Origin of the sequence: Aeromonas sp. 75A, from assembly GCF_051919425.1 — a bacterium.
Classification (GTDB): domain Bacteria; phylum Pseudomonadota; class Gammaproteobacteria; order Enterobacterales; family Aeromonadaceae; genus Aeromonas; species Aeromonas veronii.
On record NZ_JBQBES010000002.1, the window covers coordinates 2,731,828 to 2,745,655 of the forward strand.

The window sequence follows — 13,828 nt, forward strand, 5'->3', positions numbered from 1 at the left end:
GTGTGAACAGTATCAATAGCGAGGCCCTGCGGGGCCTCGCATCGTTGTGGCCGGTGTCAGTGTTTGATCAGGTACAGCTGGCGGCTGTAGGCCACATCTTCCGAGTTGTTGATGGGGTAGCCCTTGAGCCATGGCTTGATGAGTCGGGCATTGGTGTACTGGTAAATGGGGGCGATGGGGGCCTGATCCAGCAGGATCGTCTCCGCCTCGCCAAACAGCTTGCTGCGGCTGGCGGCATCCTGAGTGCTGGCCGCCTCTGCCAGCAGTTGGTCATAACGGGCATTCGCAAAGCCTGCCATATTGCCGCTGTGACGGGAGCCCCACAGGCCAAGGAACGCTGAAGGGTCGTTGTAATCGGCGACCCAGGAGGAGCGGATCACCTCGAACTGACCGCTCTGGCGGCTGTCGAGATAGGTTTTCCACTCCTGATTGGTCAGCTCGACCTCGGCGCCCAGCTTCTGCTTCCACATGCTGGCAATCGCCAGTGCCATCTTCTTGTGAATTTCCGCGGTGTTGTAGAGCAGGGTCAGCTTGAGCGGCTTGTCCGGGCCGTAACCGGCCTCCTTGAGCAGGGCCTTGGCCTTGCTGTCCAGCTCCGGCTGGCTGCTGGTCGAGAGCAGGTTGGAGGCCGGGGTAAAGCTGGCGGTCACATCCGGAGTGAAGTGATAAGCCGGTTTCTCGCCGGTACCGAGCACTTTGTCGGCGATCAGGGCGCGGTCAATGGTGTAGGAGAGCGCCTTGCGCACCCGCACATCGTTCAGTGGTGCCTGACGGGTATTGAAGGCGTAGTAGTAGGTGCCGAGCTGGTCCGGGGTGTAGACCTCATTCGGGATCTGCTGCTTCAGCTTGTCGTACTGCTCCTTGGGGAAGGATTCGGTGATATGCAGATCGCCAGCCAGGTAGCGGTTGGTGGCCGCGCTCTCCTGATTGATCGGCATGAAGATCACCTTGGTCAATACGGTATGGGCCCGACCCCAGTAATAAGGGTTGGGGGTCAGCTCCAGCTTCTCGTTGACCACCCGGTTGTTCAGCACAAAGGCACCGTTGCCCACCAGTTTGCCGGGTTGGGTCCACTGGTTGCCGTACTGCTCGATGCTGGCCTGATGGAGCGGCGACAGGCTGGGGTGGCTCAGCAGGTTCAGGAAGTAGGGCACCGGCTGGGAGAGGGTCACTTGCAGGGTGTGATCATCAAGGGCCTTGACCCCCAGCTCGCTGGCAGGCAATTTGCCAGCGACTATCTCGTCCACCTTGTCGAAACGGGCCAGTTGGGCAAACCAGGCGAAGGTGGCCGCCTCTTTCGGGTCGACCAGCTTGCGCCAGCCGTAGACGAAGTCGCCAGCCTTGACCGGATCGCCGTTGGACCAGCGCGCATCCGGGCGTAGATGGAAGGTAAAGAACTGGTTGTCCTTGTTCTCCCAGCTGGCCGCCACCCCGGCAACCGGTTTGCCATCCGGCCCCTGGGTCAGCAGCCCCTCGAACAGATCCCGCAGTACCTGCAATTCCGGCAGGCCGACCAGCTTGAGCGGGCTCAGGCTCGCAGGTTCATCCTTGAGGTGGCGAACGACAATCTGCTCGGCGGCGAGTTGTGTTCCGGCGGGAATATCGGCAGCCTGGACAGCAGCACAGCCCAGCAGGGCCAGCAAGGGGGTCCATCCTTTCATGGGTCGGATCCTTCAAATAGTGTGAAGCGGGGAGAAAACTCGGCGAGAAAATATCGCCGACAGATGGGAAATCATGATATCCCGTTTGCTGGTCTGACCGCCAGCATTCGACTCTCACTCCCCATCGGGGTAGAAGAGCGTTCCCGGCGTCTGTGCAGTTCAATGTGGTGAGGAGTGTCAAACGATGAAAGCATGGTTATTGCTGGCCTGTGTGTTGAGCCAGAGTGCCTGGGCGTTGGCCCCGTGCCAGAGCGACACGGCGGTGGGCAACTGGTGCGAGATCGGCATTGATGCTTTGCACCCGACCCAGGGGGGCGTCGGCCAGATCCAGGTCGATGAGATCCAGGCCACATTGGCTGGCATGAGCGCAAAGCAGCTCGACAAGTTGATGAAAAAGAAAGAGATCCCCGTGGTGATTGCGCCGGATGGCAGCTACTGGCTGGTGGACAGGCACCATCTCACCAAGGCGTTGTGGCAGCAGGGCGTCAAGGATGCCCGGGTCAAGGTGATTGGCCGCCTGCAGGACAAAGCCAACTTCTGGAGCCAGATGCAGAACAACCATTGGGCCTGGCTCAAGGATGAGAAGGGGCAACCGCTGACCCCGGAGCAGTTGCCGACCAGCATCGACAAGCTGCCTGATTACCCCTATCGCACCCTCGCCGGACTGCTGCAGAATGCGGGCTACTTTCGCAAGGACAAACAGGTCTATTTCGTCGAGTTTGCCTGGGCCAGCTGGCTCGGCAAGCAGATGCAGTGGATGCCGGTGGACAGCGCCAATCTGGCGGCCCGCCTGCAACAGGCCAAACGGCTCGCCTGCGGCAGCGATGCCAAGGATCTACCCGGTTATCCCGGCAAGCAGTGCAGCCTCAACCAGTCCAAAAGCGCGCAGTGAGTGGATGTGCGATGACGGCATCCAGAGCATGCCGGAGATAAAAGAGGGCGACCCCGGGGTCGCCCGTATGCTGTCAGCTACTGGTTAGCGGTGGTCACTCATGGCGCTCCGCCCAGCGGGCAGCCGCCTGCTCAAGCAGGGCGACGTCACCTTGCTGGATCAGCGGTAGCAGATCGTTGACCTGTTGATCCAGCCAATCCCACCAGGCGAGGGCCTGTAGCCGGGCAATTTCCTCCTCGCCAAAGCGCATCCGCACCACCCTGGCCGGGATGCCCGCCACCATGGCATAGGGCGGCACATCCTGATTGACCAGCGAACGGGCGGCGATGATGGCGCCGTCGCCGATGGTGACGCCGGGCATGATCATCGCCTCCATGCCGATCCAGACATCGTTGCCGATGCGGGTATCGCCTGCGGGGCGGTAGCTGCGCTTGAGCGCCGCCAGATCGGCGAACGGATAGGTGCTGATGAAGGACGTGTTGTGGGTGTGGTTGCCACCCATGATGATCTTTACCCCGGCGGCAATCTGCACATAGTCGCCGATATGGAGCCGGTCGATATGCCAGAGCGGCTCCCAGCCGGTTTCCGGGCTGCGGCTGAAGGGATCGCCATGGAGGTAGCGCACCGCCACCTCTTCGAAGGGGCCATCCCAGGCACCCGAGTAGTAGCTGTGCTGCCCTTTGAGGCAGATATTGGGGTTGGTCACCGTCAGGTGCAGGTATTCGACCTGCGACCAGTGTTGGCAGGTGCTCATATTGGTACTCCTTTGCTGAATGGATCGGATGGGTTGCGTTCGCGTGAGCGCAGCTAATAGATCCAGACCAGCATGCGGGGCACGCAGAGCAGGGAGCAGCCCAGCATCTGCGGGAGGCGTGGTCGCATTGTGGTGTGCTCCAAAAGAGGGGGAAGGGCACGATCATAAGGTCGGGCACATGCTTTGCCAAGGTGATGAGAGATCCTGCACTAACCCTCTGGTTGATATTTATTCTCAATTAGCCATGATAACACTCCCACCATGACGGACTCGGGAGAGCGAGATGACACCGCAAAGTTGGCAACGATACATGCTGGAGGCGGAGCGTGCCTGGCAGGCCGGTTCGCTGGGGGCGGCGATCTGCTTTTATCAGCAGGCGCTGGGGGATGTTTACGAGATGACCCAGGTCGAGTTGACCGAACTGGCCACCATGCGGGTCGCCACCTGTCACCGGTTGGCCGACTTCTGGCGGGCGATGGATGAGCCGACTTACGAGCTGCGCTACCTGAAGCTTGCCTCCGAGCTGGTGACTGCGCTGGTGCCACAATGCCCGAACCGGGAGTGCGAGGCGCTGATCAGCGAGCTGGGTTGCTGTCGCGGTGCCCTGCTCGCGTTTCTCAAGCGTCACCCCAATCCGGAAATTGCCCGGCTGATCCAGTTACAGGACAAGGTACAGGGCTGCGAGCTGATCGGCCGTTTTCGACTCAACTGACTGGCGTTGAGCGGCAGCTCAGCTCCGCCGTTTGAGTTTCTGGGCGATGCGCTGTTGCGCCTCTTCCCCTTGCAGTGCCTGGGCGAAGGCGCGCGCCTCCAAATCGATGACAAAGTGCACTGCTTGTTTGAGCTCCTGTTTCAGCAGCGCCTTGCTCTTTTGCAGCGATCTGGGCGGTTTGGCAGCCAGCTTCAGTCCCTGCTCGCGGGCAAAGGGGAGCAATCCATCGGCCGCCACCACCTTGTTGGCGAGCCCGAGTCGCAGCGCCTCCTCGGCATCAATCGTCTCGGCCAGCAGCAACAGCTCGGCTGCCTTGAGGTGCCCCACCAGACGCGGCAGCAGCAGGCTGGAGGCAAACTCCGGCACCAGTCCCAGCTCGACAAAGGGGAGCAGCAAGCGGGCGTTATCCGCCAGATAGACCAGATCGCAGTGCAGCAGAATGGTGGTACCAATTCCCACCGCCGGGCCTGCAACGGCGGCGATCACGGGTTTGGGGAAGTCGGCCAGGGTGTGGAGGAACTGCAGGATGGGGTCGTCGGGCTCCAGCGCGCTCTTGCCCATAAAGTCGACCAGATCATTGCCCGCGGTAAAGCAATCCTGCTGCCCCTGCAACAGCAGGACATGCACCTCCTCATCGGCAGCCGCCTCTCGCAGCACTGCCACCAGTTGCTTATACAGCTCGGTATTGAGAGCGTTGCGTTTGTCGGGGCGGTTGAGGGTCAGGGTGAGCAAGCCATCCTGCTGCTCGGCAATGAGAATGGGGGCCATGTCTAAATCCTTGTTATTGAAAGGTGCAAAAAAGGTTGCTGCTGGGGTAACCTTGGCGCCGTTTAACAACATCATAAAAGGATTTCAACCATGTTTAAACGTGCGTTTTATTCTCTGCTGGTTCTGGGGATGACTGTGCCTGCACTGGCCAAGGTCGAGGCCGTCGACGGCTATGTGCGCCTGTTGCCGCCGGGCTCCCCCAACACTGCCGCCTTTATGGTGCTGAAGAATGACGCCGACCAGCCGGTCAAGCTGGTGGCGGCGGCTTCTGCTGCGGCCGGGCGTGCCGAGCTGCACACTCACCTGCACGAAAATGGTGTGATGAAGATGCGTCAGGTCGAGAATATCGAGATCCCGGCCAAGGGCGAAGCGGTGCTGAAACCGGGCAGCCTGCACATCATGTTGTTCGAGGTGGGCACGCTCTCCGAGCAGACCCCTTTCCCGCTCACCCTCACCATGGACGATGGTCAAAAGCTGGATCTGTCACTGCCGGTGAAGCCGATTGAGCCGATGGCAGAGATGCAGCATATGAAGCACTGACATTTGTCGTCGTTTGTTCAGGATTGACGCTGGGTATTTTGGCTGCACCGAGTAAAATAGTGCTCTTTTCCATGTATGCAAGAGGAAGTGACGTAATGAAAAAGACGCTGATTGCCGGTTTTGTGCTGGCTCTGTGCAGCCAGAGTGCCATGGCCGCTGACGACTGGCGTTTTGCCGCCGGTGCCGATGTATGGGCCGCCAAGGGCAGTGGTCAGGCTTATGGCACCAGTGCTGATGGCAGCTATGACGACAGCTACAACTGGAACGGCTATCTGCAACTGGAACACGGCATCATCTTCCTGCCGAACGCCAAGTTTGAAGTCTCCGATTTCAGCACCTCCGGCGGCAACTTCAAAAACGATCTGACCGCCTACGATCTGAGCCTCTACTACCGTCTGTTCAACAACGATCTGTTCAAGATCGATCTGGGTATGACCGGTCGTCACTACGATGGCGAGCAGGTCTACTCCGGTCGCAAGGGTTATGACGAAGATACCCTGATGGCCTATGCCGGCAGCGAAGTGAAGATCCCGGGCACTGGCATCGCCTTCTTCGGCGATCTGCGCACTCACGATGCGGACAACTATGACTACCGTCTGGGTGGTTCCTACAAGTTCTCCTCCATGCCGATCAAGCTGCGTGCCGGCTGGCGTGAAGCTAATGTGGACTTCGACAACGTCGACCAGCGTATCGACGGCTGGTTCATGGGCGGCGAATTCACCTTCTAATCTGAGCGTCTGACGACAAGGAGAAGTAATGGGCTACATCATAGTGACGGGGGCCGGTTCCGGTCTGGGCCGCGCCTTGACCGCAGGGCTGGTTGAGCGGGGCCATCGGGTTGCCATGATGGGGCGCCGTTATCAGCGGCTGCAGGAGCAGGAACAACTACTCGGCAGCGCGGTGATCGGCATCGCGGCCGATCTGGCGCACCATGAAGAGGTGGAGATGGCCTTTGCCGCAGCCGTCGAGTGGGGCGGCCTGCCCGAGATGGTGATCCACTGCGCCGGGGTTGGCGAGTTCGGCCCGGTCGGTGTCTACACCGCCGAGCAGATCCGCCGGGTGGTGGAGAGCAATCTCATCTCCACCATTCTGGTGGCCCAGCAGACGGTGCGGCTTATCGGCGACAAGGGCGGAGTGCTGGCCAATGTGCTCTCCTCCGCCGCGCAGGTGGGCAAGGCCAACGAGAGCCTCTACTGCGCCTCCAAATGGGGGATGCGCGGCTTTCTCGAATCCTTGCGCGCCGAGCTGAAAAGCTCGCCACTGCGGCTGGTCAACCTCTACCCGAGCGGGATCCGCAGCGAATTCTGGGATAACTCGGATCATGTGGACCCGAGCGGCTTCATGACCCCGGAAGATGCGGCGGCCTATATGCTCGACGCGCTGGAAGCCAGAAGCAGTTGCCACGTGACCGATCTCTTTATCGGTCGCAATCCCTGAGGCGAAACCCGCCATCCGGTTGCCGTCGTCAGAATACGGAAACAAAAAGCGCGCCAAATGGCGCGCTTTTCTATTCAGGTAAGGGGGGCGGAATTAACGGCCCAGCTTGGCCTTGAGCATGGCGACGATGTCGCTGATGGCCACTTCCTGCTTCTCGCCGGTGCGGCGGCACTTGTACTCCACCACGCCGTTGTCCAGACCGCGATCGCCGATGACGATGGCGTGCGGGATGCCCAGCAGCTCCATGTCGGCGAACATCACGCCCGGGCGCTCTTTACGGTCGTCGAACAGCACGTCCACACCAGCGGCTTTCAGCTCGGCGTAGAACTGTTGTGCCTGCTCGGCCACGCGTTCGGACTTGTGCATGTTCATCGGCACGATGGCCACTTCGAACGGAGCGATGGCGTCCGGCCAGATGATGCCGTACTGGTCGTTGTTCTGCTCGATGGCGGCAGCTACCAGACGGGAAACCCCGATCCCGTAGCAACCCATCTCCATGGTGACGGACTTGCCAGCTTCGTTCAGCACGCTCGCCTTCATCGCTTCGGAGTACTTGGTACCCAGCTGGAAGATGTGGCCCACTTCAATACCGCGCTTGAGCAGCAGCTTGCCCTGGCCGCACGGGCTCGGGTCGCCTTCCACCACGTTGCGCAGGTCGGCAACTTCGTAGGTAGCGATGTCACGATCCCAGTTGGCACCGGTCAGGTGGAAGCCGGTCTCGTTGGCGCCGCAGACGAAGTCCGCCAGATGGGCGGCGCTGCGATCGACGATGATGCGACCGGCAAAGCCGACCGGGCCGATCGAGCCTGCATCGCAACCGGCGGCCGCTTTAATCTGCTCGTCGTTGGCGAAGGTCAGCGGGTTGGCCACGCCAGCCAGTTTCTCTGCCTTGATTTCGTTCAGTTCGTGGTCGCCACGCAGTACCAGCGCGATTACGGCCTGCTTGCCGTGCTCATCTTCCTCTGCCAGTACCAGCAGAGTCTTGGCAATGGCGGTCGGTGCCACGTTCAGGAAGGCAGCCACTTCGTCAATGGTGTGTACGTTCGGGGTGGCAACCTTGGTCAGGGCTGCGGTGGCGGCAGCGCGCTCACCAGCCGGTGCCAGCGCTTCGGCCATCTCGATGTTGGCGGCGTAATCGGAGCTGTCGGAGAAGGCGATCAAGTCTTCACCGCTCTCGGCCAGCACCTGGAATTCGTGGGAACCGGTACCACCGATGGAGCCGGTATCGGCCTGTACCGGACGGAAGTTCAGACCCATGCGGGTGAACGCCTTGCAGTAGGCGGCGTGCATCTTCTCGTAGGTATCGACCAGAGACTCTTTGTCGATGTGGAAGGAGTAGGCATCCTTCATCAGGAATTCGCGGCCGCGCATCACGCCGAAACGGGGGCGTACTTCGTCGCGGAATTTGGTCTGGATCTGGTAGAGGTTGAGCGGCAGCTGCTTGTAGCTGTTCACTTCGTAACGCACCAGCGCAGTGATCACCTCTTCGTGGGTCGGGCCCAGCACGAAGGGACGGTTGTGACGGTCGGTCAGACGGCACAGCTCGGGACCGTAGTCATCCCAGCGGCCGGACTCCTGCCACAGCTCGGCGGGTTGTACCACCGGCATGGAGACTTCGACGGCACCAGCATTGTTCATCTCTTCGCGAACAATGTTCTCGATTTTCTTCAGTACCCGCAGACCGGTTGGCAACCAGGCATACATGCCGGAGGCCAGTTTACGGATCATCCCGGCGCGCAGCATCAGCTGGTGGCTGACAACTTCAGCGTCGGAGGGGGTTTCCTTGAGAGTGGAAAGCAGATATTGGCTGGTACGCATCGCGGTAGACCTTAGCTAGAACGGGCGCGGGGCCCAGGATAATTTCAAGGGCGGAATTTTAACAGGCTGGGCGTTATGGCCCAAGGGCTAAATTTGCCGCAGCCCGAAAGGTGGCCACGCCCGGCAGATAGCCTGGGGTAATGACCATTGCAACAAGCAGGCTTTTTATGCCTGCAATTTGGCCGGATCTCCGCTAAACTCTGCCACCTTTTCTTGATGGGCATGGCTCTGCCGCGTTCATCACCCCCCATTTTTAGTACTTTTGGAGCCGCTCATGCCGTTAGTGGGACATCAACACCAGATCGAGATCCTGGAACTGACCGACAAAGGAGATGGCAAAGGACGCCTGTTCGATCGCCCCCTGTTTGTCGAAGGTCTGCTGCCCGGTGAGCAGGCGCTGGTGGAGCTGACCGAGGTCAAGCCGAACTATCTGCACGGCAAGGTTGCCGAGCTGCTCCAGCCCTCTGCCGATCGGGTTGCCGATTTCTGCCCCAACACCGAGTGTGGTGGCTGTCAGGTTCGTCCGCTGGCCTATCCGGCCCAGCTCAAGCTCAAGCAGGCACTGGTGCAGAGCGCACTGGAACAGGCCGGGCTGGGTGACACCCCGGTCAAGGATATCCTTGGCATGGAAAGCCCGTTCGCCTATCGCAACAAGGCGCAATATGCGGTGCGTGGCTGTGACGCCGGTGCCGAGATCGGTTTTTATCGCAAGCATTCTCACGATCTCATCACCGCCGATGACTGTGCGGTGCAGGATCCGCTACACGTCGAGCTCAACGCCCGGGTGCGCAACTGGATGCGCGAGCACGACATCGCCGCCTATGACGAAGTAAACCACAGCGGCTGCGTGCGCAACCTGATGACCCGCAAGGGCTTCAAGAGCGGCGAACTGATGGTGGTGCTGGTGACCCTGGGCGAGGAGCTGCCGTTCGAAGCCGAACTGTTGGCAGCTCTGAGCGATCTGCCGGTTACTACTCTGGTGCAGAACATCAACAACGAGCGTACCAACCGCATTCTGGGCGCGACCAACCGGGTGCTGCTCGGCGAAGGGGTGATCCGCGACAAGATCCACGAGCTCGAGTTCGAGATCTCGCCGCTCTCCTTTTTCCAGAACAACCCGACCCAGACCGATGTGCTCTACTCTAGCGCCCTCGAGTATGCCGAGCTGACCGGTAACGAGACAGTGTTCGACATCTATTGCGGTATCGGCACCATCTCCCTGTTCCTGGCTGGTAAGGCCGCCAAGGTCGTCGGGATCGAGTCGGTGGAGAGCGCCATCAGCGATGCCCGTCGCAACGCCGCCCTCAACGGCATCGAGCACACCGAATTCCACGTCGGCAAGGCCGAGCTGCTGATGCCCGAGCTGCACGCGCAGGGCGTGACCGCTGACGTGGTGGTGATGGATCCGCCCCGCAAAGGCTGTGACAAGGCGGTGCTGCAGACCCTGGTCGCTATGGCGCCCCGCCGTCTGGTCTATGTCTCCTGCAACCCGCAGACCCTGGCCCGCGACCTTGCCTGGCTGGTCAAGCAAGGCTTCGTGCTGGACGAAGTGCAGCCGGTCGATATGTTCCCGCACTCCATGCATGTGGAAGCGGTAGCTCGCCTGAGCCTGCCCGCCAAGGCATAAGTCGCCCCTGATTCTTGCCCATAAAAAAACGACGCCAGCTGGCGTCGTTTTTTTCTATCTGATACTCGCAGGTTGATGTGCTCAACCCTGCTTGCGCACCTCGGCGGCAATCTGGTCGAGCAGCTGTTGCCAGCCCTGACCCAGCTCGTTCACCAGTGCGTTGTAGCCATCGGCCGGCAGTACCCGCTCCTGACGGAAGGGGGCATCGCGCAGCACGGTGCCATCTTCCGCCAGCAGGCGCCAGCGTCCGCTCAGCACGGCGCTGCCGTCATGACGGCCCTGAAAGCGCTCAACCAGAATGGTCAGCACCGGCCCCTTGCGGGCGCCATCCTGTCGCACCACCCAGCCCGGCAGGCGGGTGGAGAGGCCATTGAGGGTGAGCTGGTTGAGCTGATCGTCCAGCGCACCGGCCCAGCGATGGTACTCGGTGAAGTGGAGCTCTTGCCCTTCCAGCTGATAGACCAGACTGATCCGGTCGAGCTGGCTGGCCAGCGCCACCGGGCGCAGCACCAACTGGTGCTGCGGTTGGGCCGGGGCCGTCACGGGTTGCTGACTATCGGCATCGAGCGAGTAGTAGTGCAGACTTGGTTGGCTGCTGCAACCCGCCAGCAGGCCCAGCAGGGCCAGCGTCAGGATCTCTTTTTTCATTGTTTGCCTCGCTTGGGCTCAGGGTCCGATGGATGCGCGCGATCGAAGATCAGCGAGCTGGGCTGCTCGTTGAGGGAGTGCACCAGCGGCTGCAGTTCGCGCATCAACTGATTGAGGGTCTGCACCGACTGACGCAGATCCTGATTGGTCTGCGATTGGGCGTCATAGGCCTGCAAGGTCTCCTGCAACTGCTTGAGGCTCTCGTTGAGCGAGGCCGGCAGCTGCTGGGTGGAATCCTTGGCAGTGAGCTTGTTCAGGTTGGCGCTGACTGCACTGATGTTCTTCAGGGTGCCATCCAGGGTGGTGAGTGACCCGTTGACCTTGGTCAGGGTGGTTGCCATGTCCATGTCGACAAACTTGTCGAGGATGAGGTTCACCTTGCGCTCGATCTGATCCAGCCCGCCCTGCACGGTGGGGAAGACCTGATAACCGGCCAGCTTGGCCTGTTCGAAACGTGGCGCGTCCGGATAGAAGTTGAGGTCGATGATCTTGCCGCCAGTCAGCAGGCTCGAGGTCTTGAGGCTGGCACGCAACCCCTCCTTGAACTGCTTGCCGAACAGGGCACGCCACTGATCCTTCTCCGCCTTGGCATAGCGGTGGGAGAGGCGCTGCACCTCGATGCGGGCCAGCACCGGGATCTGGCGGCTCTTGAAGATCTGCACGCCCTTGTCCTCGATGAGGTAGGGGGCGGAGATGACGGTACCGACCCGAATGCCCCGATACTGCACCGCCGCGCCCGGGTGCAGGCCACCCACGTTGTCATCGAACAGGAAGACGTAGTCGATGAACTGATCCAGACTACCGGCCAGCACGCTCGCCTCATCCTGGAACAGGGTGAACCCTTCCATCTGTTTGACCGGCTCGCCAGGCGCCCAGCCGGGTGGCAGACCCATGGTGATGCCGCCATCGATCAGGCTCTCCAGCGAATCCATCTTCACCTTCATCCCCTCGCTGCTCATGGAGACCTCGAAGCCCGGGGTCATCCAGAAGCGGGAGTTGCTGCTCACCAGAATGTCATAGGGGGCGTGGATGAAGATTTGATACTGCATCTCGCTCTTTTCCGGCAGGAACTTCGCCTCTTCCACCTGACCTATGGTGAAGCCCTGATAGTTGATGGGGGAGCCTTCCCCCAGCGCGCGGGTGTCGCGACTGCTGAGGGTGAGACGCAGCCCCTTGGCATCGAGGGAGGCGAGCGGTGGTTTGTCGAGCATGGCGTACTCGTCCCGCGCCCGACCTTTCTTGCCGGGGGCGAGCTCGATATAGGCGCCGGAGAGCAGGGTGCTCAGACCCGATACCCCTTCACGGCCCACTCTGGGCTTGACCACCCAGAACTGGCTGTCACCGCGCAGCATGCCGGAGGCGGCATTGGTCAGCCGTCCTTTCAGCACGGCATGGCTATAGTCATCGCTCAGCTCGACGGCTTCGATGCGGCCGACGTCCACTTCGCGGGAGCGGATCACCGTCTTGCCAGCGACTATGCCCTCGGCAGTGGCGACTGTCAGGGTGAAACTGGGGCCCTGGGAGTACCAGTGCTGGAACAGCATCCAGAGACCGATGAACAGCGCCAGCAAGGGCACCATCCAGATTGCGGCGGCAGAGCTCAGAAAGTCAGAGCCCGGTTTCCACCTTTTTTTACGCTCACTCACGTTCGCGTTCTCCTTGTTGTAAATCCCAGATCAGGCGGGAGTCGAAACTCATGGCGGCGACCATGGTGATCAGCACCACACCAGCAAATGCGACGGCCGCAGGGCCGGGGTAGATGGTCATCAGATTGTCGAGCCGGATCAGGCCCGCCAGAATGGCCACCACGAAGACGTCGATCATCGACCAGCGTCCGACAAATTCGGTCATGCGATAGAGTTTGAGCTTGCCGAGGGGGGAGGTGACATTGCCGCGCTGCACCATATAGCAAAGCCAGAATAGCGCCAGTATTTTCACCAGCGGCACCACCACGCTGGCGAAAAAGATCACCGCCGCTATGGGGTAGGAGCCCATGGCCCAGAGCAGCACCACACCGCCGAGGATGGTGGAGGGGCTGTCATCACCGAGAAACACCGTATCCATGATGGGATAGACGTTGGCCGGAATGTAGAGAATGGCGGAGGTAAACAGCAGCGCCCAGGTGCGGTTCAGGCCGCCCGGCTTGCGCGCATGCAGCTTGCCGCCGCAGCGGGAGCAGCTGTGGCTGCCCACCTCGCTCAGGGCGCCACAGATATGGCAGCCCACCAGACCTGATTCCAGCGCACCCGCTTCCGGGTCGATATCCCGTGACTCGGTTGGGCCGAACAGCCGCTGCCACAGCCACATCTGATCCAGCGAGGAGATCATCTTGATGAGCAGCACGGTGTAACCGACGAAAGCCCAGAATGACAGCCCCATCTTGATGTCGGCCATCCCCATCAGCTTGACCAGCGAGATGAGCACCCCCACCAGAAAGACATCCACCATCAGCCAGGGTTTGATCCGGCAGAGCAGACGGCCGAGGGAGCGCAGAGCATTGCTGTGCAGATCTTTATCGACCCGCCACAGCACCAGCATGATGGATCCCATATAGACCAGCGGCAGGCCGATCAGGGTCAGGCTCAGTACTGCGCCGAGAAACAGATAGCCCTCATCCACCAGGGTGGTGATGCTCTGCAAAAAGGTCATCTCCTGGCCCACCCCTTTGGCCGAGAAGGACATAAAGGTAAAGGCATTGGCGAGCACGAACATGATGAGTGCCGCGAACCCGTAGGAGATCGGCCGTAACTCCTGCTGTGGCAGGTGGCGACTCAGGGTGTGTCCGCAACGGGGGCAGCAGCTGGCCTGTCCCACCTCGAGCGGTGTGGCCGGTATCAGCAGGTCACACTCTTCGCAGGCAGTGGCATCATGGACATAGGTGGTGTGGTGTTGGTGTGAAACCGGATGCAAGATAAAACCCCAGATAAGGCCCGTGGTAGAGCCAGAGCTGGCGATTATCGCAGTTGTGCTG

At 60.8% G+C, this 13,828-nt stretch carries 13 protein-coding genes; 6 read left to right on the forward strand and 7 right to left on the reverse strand.

Annotation, left to right across the window (positions count from 1 at the left end; translation table 11 throughout):
• Window positions 1–56 precede the first annotated feature (56 nt).
• On the reverse strand, window positions 57–1,661 hold the full coding sequence (locus ACTG2T_RS12825; RefSeq protein WP_330125470.1) for a peptide ABC transporter substrate-binding protein: 1,605 nt from the start codon (window positions 1,659–1,661) through the stop codon (window positions 57–59).
• A 184-nt stretch (window positions 1,662–1,845) separates the two neighbouring features.
• On the opposite strand from ACTG2T_RS12825, the gene ACTG2T_RS12830 reads away from it, so the two are divergent.
• On the forward strand, window positions 1,846–2,553 hold the full coding sequence (locus ACTG2T_RS12830; protein ID WP_330125471.1) for a ParB-like protein: 708 nt from the start codon (window positions 1,846–1,848) through the stop codon (window positions 2,551–2,553).
• A gap of 94 nt (window positions 2,554–2,647) precedes the next feature.
• Here the strand turns inward: ACTG2T_RS12830 and ACTG2T_RS12835 are convergent, their stop codons facing one another.
• A complete protein-coding gene (locus ACTG2T_RS12835; protein ID WP_330125472.1) occupies window positions 2,648–3,307 on the reverse strand; it encodes a CatB-related O-acetyltransferase in 660 nt (219 codons plus the stop codon).
• Between the two features lie 283 nt (window positions 3,308–3,590).
• Here ACTG2T_RS12835 and ACTG2T_RS12840 point away from each other — a divergent pair, with 283 nt between their 5' ends.
• Window positions 3,591–4,019 carry a DUF2753 family protein gene (locus ACTG2T_RS12840; protein ID WP_005335785.1) on the forward strand — a complete coding sequence of 143 codons (429 nt, stop codon included), beginning with the start codon at window positions 3,591–3,593 and terminating at the stop codon, window positions 4,017–4,019.
• Between the two features lie 18 nt (window positions 4,020–4,037).
• Here the strand turns inward: ACTG2T_RS12840 and ACTG2T_RS12845 are convergent, their stop codons facing one another.
• A complete protein-coding gene (locus tag ACTG2T_RS12845) occupies window positions 4,038–4,787 on the reverse strand; it encodes an enoyl-CoA hydratase-related protein (protein ID WP_330125473.1) in 750 nt (249 codons plus the stop codon).
• 90 nt (window positions 4,788–4,877) lie between these two features.
• Here ACTG2T_RS12845 and ACTG2T_RS12850 point away from each other — a divergent pair, with 90 nt between their 5' ends.
• The 3 genes from ACTG2T_RS12850 (at window position 4,878) to ACTG2T_RS12860 (ending at window position 6,764) form a co-directional block, all read left to right on the forward strand.
• Window positions 4,878–5,327: a copper chaperone PCu(A)C gene (locus ACTG2T_RS12850; protein WP_330125474.1), complete on the forward strand. Its 450-nt coding sequence runs from the start codon at window positions 4,878–4,880 to the stop codon at window positions 5,325–5,327.
• A gap of 95 nt (window positions 5,328–5,422) precedes the next feature.
• A complete protein-coding gene (locus tag ACTG2T_RS12855) occupies window positions 5,423–6,055 on the forward strand; it encodes a TIGR04219 family outer membrane beta-barrel protein (protein ID WP_330125475.1) in 633 nt (210 codons plus the stop codon).
• A gap of 28 nt (window positions 6,056–6,083) precedes the next feature.
• Complete coding sequence (locus ACTG2T_RS12860; RefSeq protein ID WP_330125476.1) at window positions 6,084–6,764, forward strand: SDR family oxidoreductase; 681 nt, start codon at window positions 6,084–6,086, stop codon at window positions 6,762–6,764.
• Window positions 6,765–6,857: 93 nt separating this feature from the next.
• Here ACTG2T_RS12860 and ACTG2T_RS12865 read toward each other — a convergent pair whose 3' ends face one another.
• On the reverse strand, window positions 6,858–8,582 hold the full coding sequence (locus ACTG2T_RS12865; RefSeq protein WP_204478142.1) for a proline--tRNA ligase: 1,725 nt from the start codon (window positions 8,580–8,582) through the stop codon (window positions 6,858–6,860).
• Window positions 8,583–8,856: 274 nt separating this feature from the next.
• On the opposite strand from ACTG2T_RS12865, the gene rlmD reads away from it, so the two are divergent.
• The gene (gene rlmD / locus ACTG2T_RS12870) at window positions 8,857–10,209 is read left to right on the forward strand and encodes a 23S rRNA (uracil(1939)-C(5))-methyltransferase RlmD (RefSeq protein WP_330125477.1); all 1,353 of its coding nucleotides are present in this window, start codon (window positions 8,857–8,859) and stop codon (window positions 10,207–10,209) included.
• An 81-nt stretch (window positions 10,210–10,290) separates the two neighbouring features.
• Here rlmD and ACTG2T_RS12875 read toward each other — a convergent pair whose 3' ends face one another.
• The 3 genes from ACTG2T_RS12875 to ACTG2T_RS12885 are packed head-to-tail and all read right to left on the reverse strand — an operon-like array spanning window position 10,291 to window position 13,767.
• On the reverse strand, window positions 10,291–10,857 hold the full coding sequence (locus tag ACTG2T_RS12875) for a PqiC family protein (RefSeq protein ID WP_075116002.1): 567 nt from the start codon (window positions 10,855–10,857) through the stop codon (window positions 10,291–10,293).
• Window positions 10,854–12,503: an intermembrane transport protein PqiB gene (pqiB, locus tag ACTG2T_RS12880; RefSeq protein ID WP_005335774.1), complete on the reverse strand. Its 1,650-nt coding sequence runs from the start codon at window positions 12,501–12,503 to the stop codon at window positions 10,854–10,856. Before pqiB ends, ACTG2T_RS12875 begins: the two co-directional genes overlap by 4 nt.
• On the reverse strand, window positions 12,496–13,767 hold the full coding sequence (locus ACTG2T_RS12885; protein ID WP_013723466.1) for a paraquat-inducible protein A: 1,272 nt from the start codon (window positions 13,765–13,767) through the stop codon (window positions 12,496–12,498). Before ACTG2T_RS12885 ends, pqiB begins: the two co-directional genes overlap by 8 nt.
• Window positions 13,768–13,828: the final 61 nt, after the last annotated feature.

Bases quoted from the DNA above. Each gene is read 5' to 3' on its own strand.
- ACTG2T_RS12825 (WP_330125470.1), bottom strand. From the start codon at position 1,661: ATGAAAGGATGGACCCCCTTGCTGGCCCTGCTGGGCTGTGCTGCTGTC.
- ACTG2T_RS12830 (WP_330125471.1), top strand. From the start codon at position 1,846: ATGAAAGCATGGTTATTGCTGGCCTGTGTGTTGAGCCAGAGTGCCTGG.
- ACTG2T_RS12835 (WP_330125472.1), bottom strand. From the start codon at position 3,307: ATGAGCACCTGCCAACACTGGTCGCAGGTCGAATACCTGCACCTGACG.
- ACTG2T_RS12840 (WP_005335785.1), top strand. From the start codon at position 3,591: ATGACACCGCAAAGTTGGCAACGATACATGCTGGAGGCGGAGCGTGCC.
- ACTG2T_RS12845 (WP_330125473.1), bottom strand. From the start codon at position 4,787: ATGGCCCCCATTCTCATTGCCGAGCAGCAGGATGGCTTGCTCACCCTG.
- ACTG2T_RS12850 (WP_330125474.1), top strand. From the start codon at position 4,878: ATGTTTAAACGTGCGTTTTATTCTCTGCTGGTTCTGGGGATGACTGTG.
- ACTG2T_RS12855 (WP_330125475.1), top strand. From the start codon at position 5,423: ATGAAAAAGACGCTGATTGCCGGTTTTGTGCTGGCTCTGTGCAGCCAG.
- ACTG2T_RS12860 (WP_330125476.1), top strand. From the start codon at position 6,084: ATGGGCTACATCATAGTGACGGGGGCCGGTTCCGGTCTGGGCCGCGCC.
- ACTG2T_RS12865 (WP_204478142.1), bottom strand. From the start codon at position 8,582: ATGCGTACCAGCCAATATCTGCTTTCCACTCTCAAGGAAACCCCCTCC.
- rlmD (WP_330125477.1), top strand. From the start codon at position 8,857: ATGCCGTTAGTGGGACATCAACACCAGATCGAGATCCTGGAACTGACC.
- ACTG2T_RS12875 (WP_075116002.1), bottom strand. From the start codon at position 10,857: ATGAAAAAAGAGATCCTGACGCTGGCCCTGCTGGGCCTGCTGGCGGGT.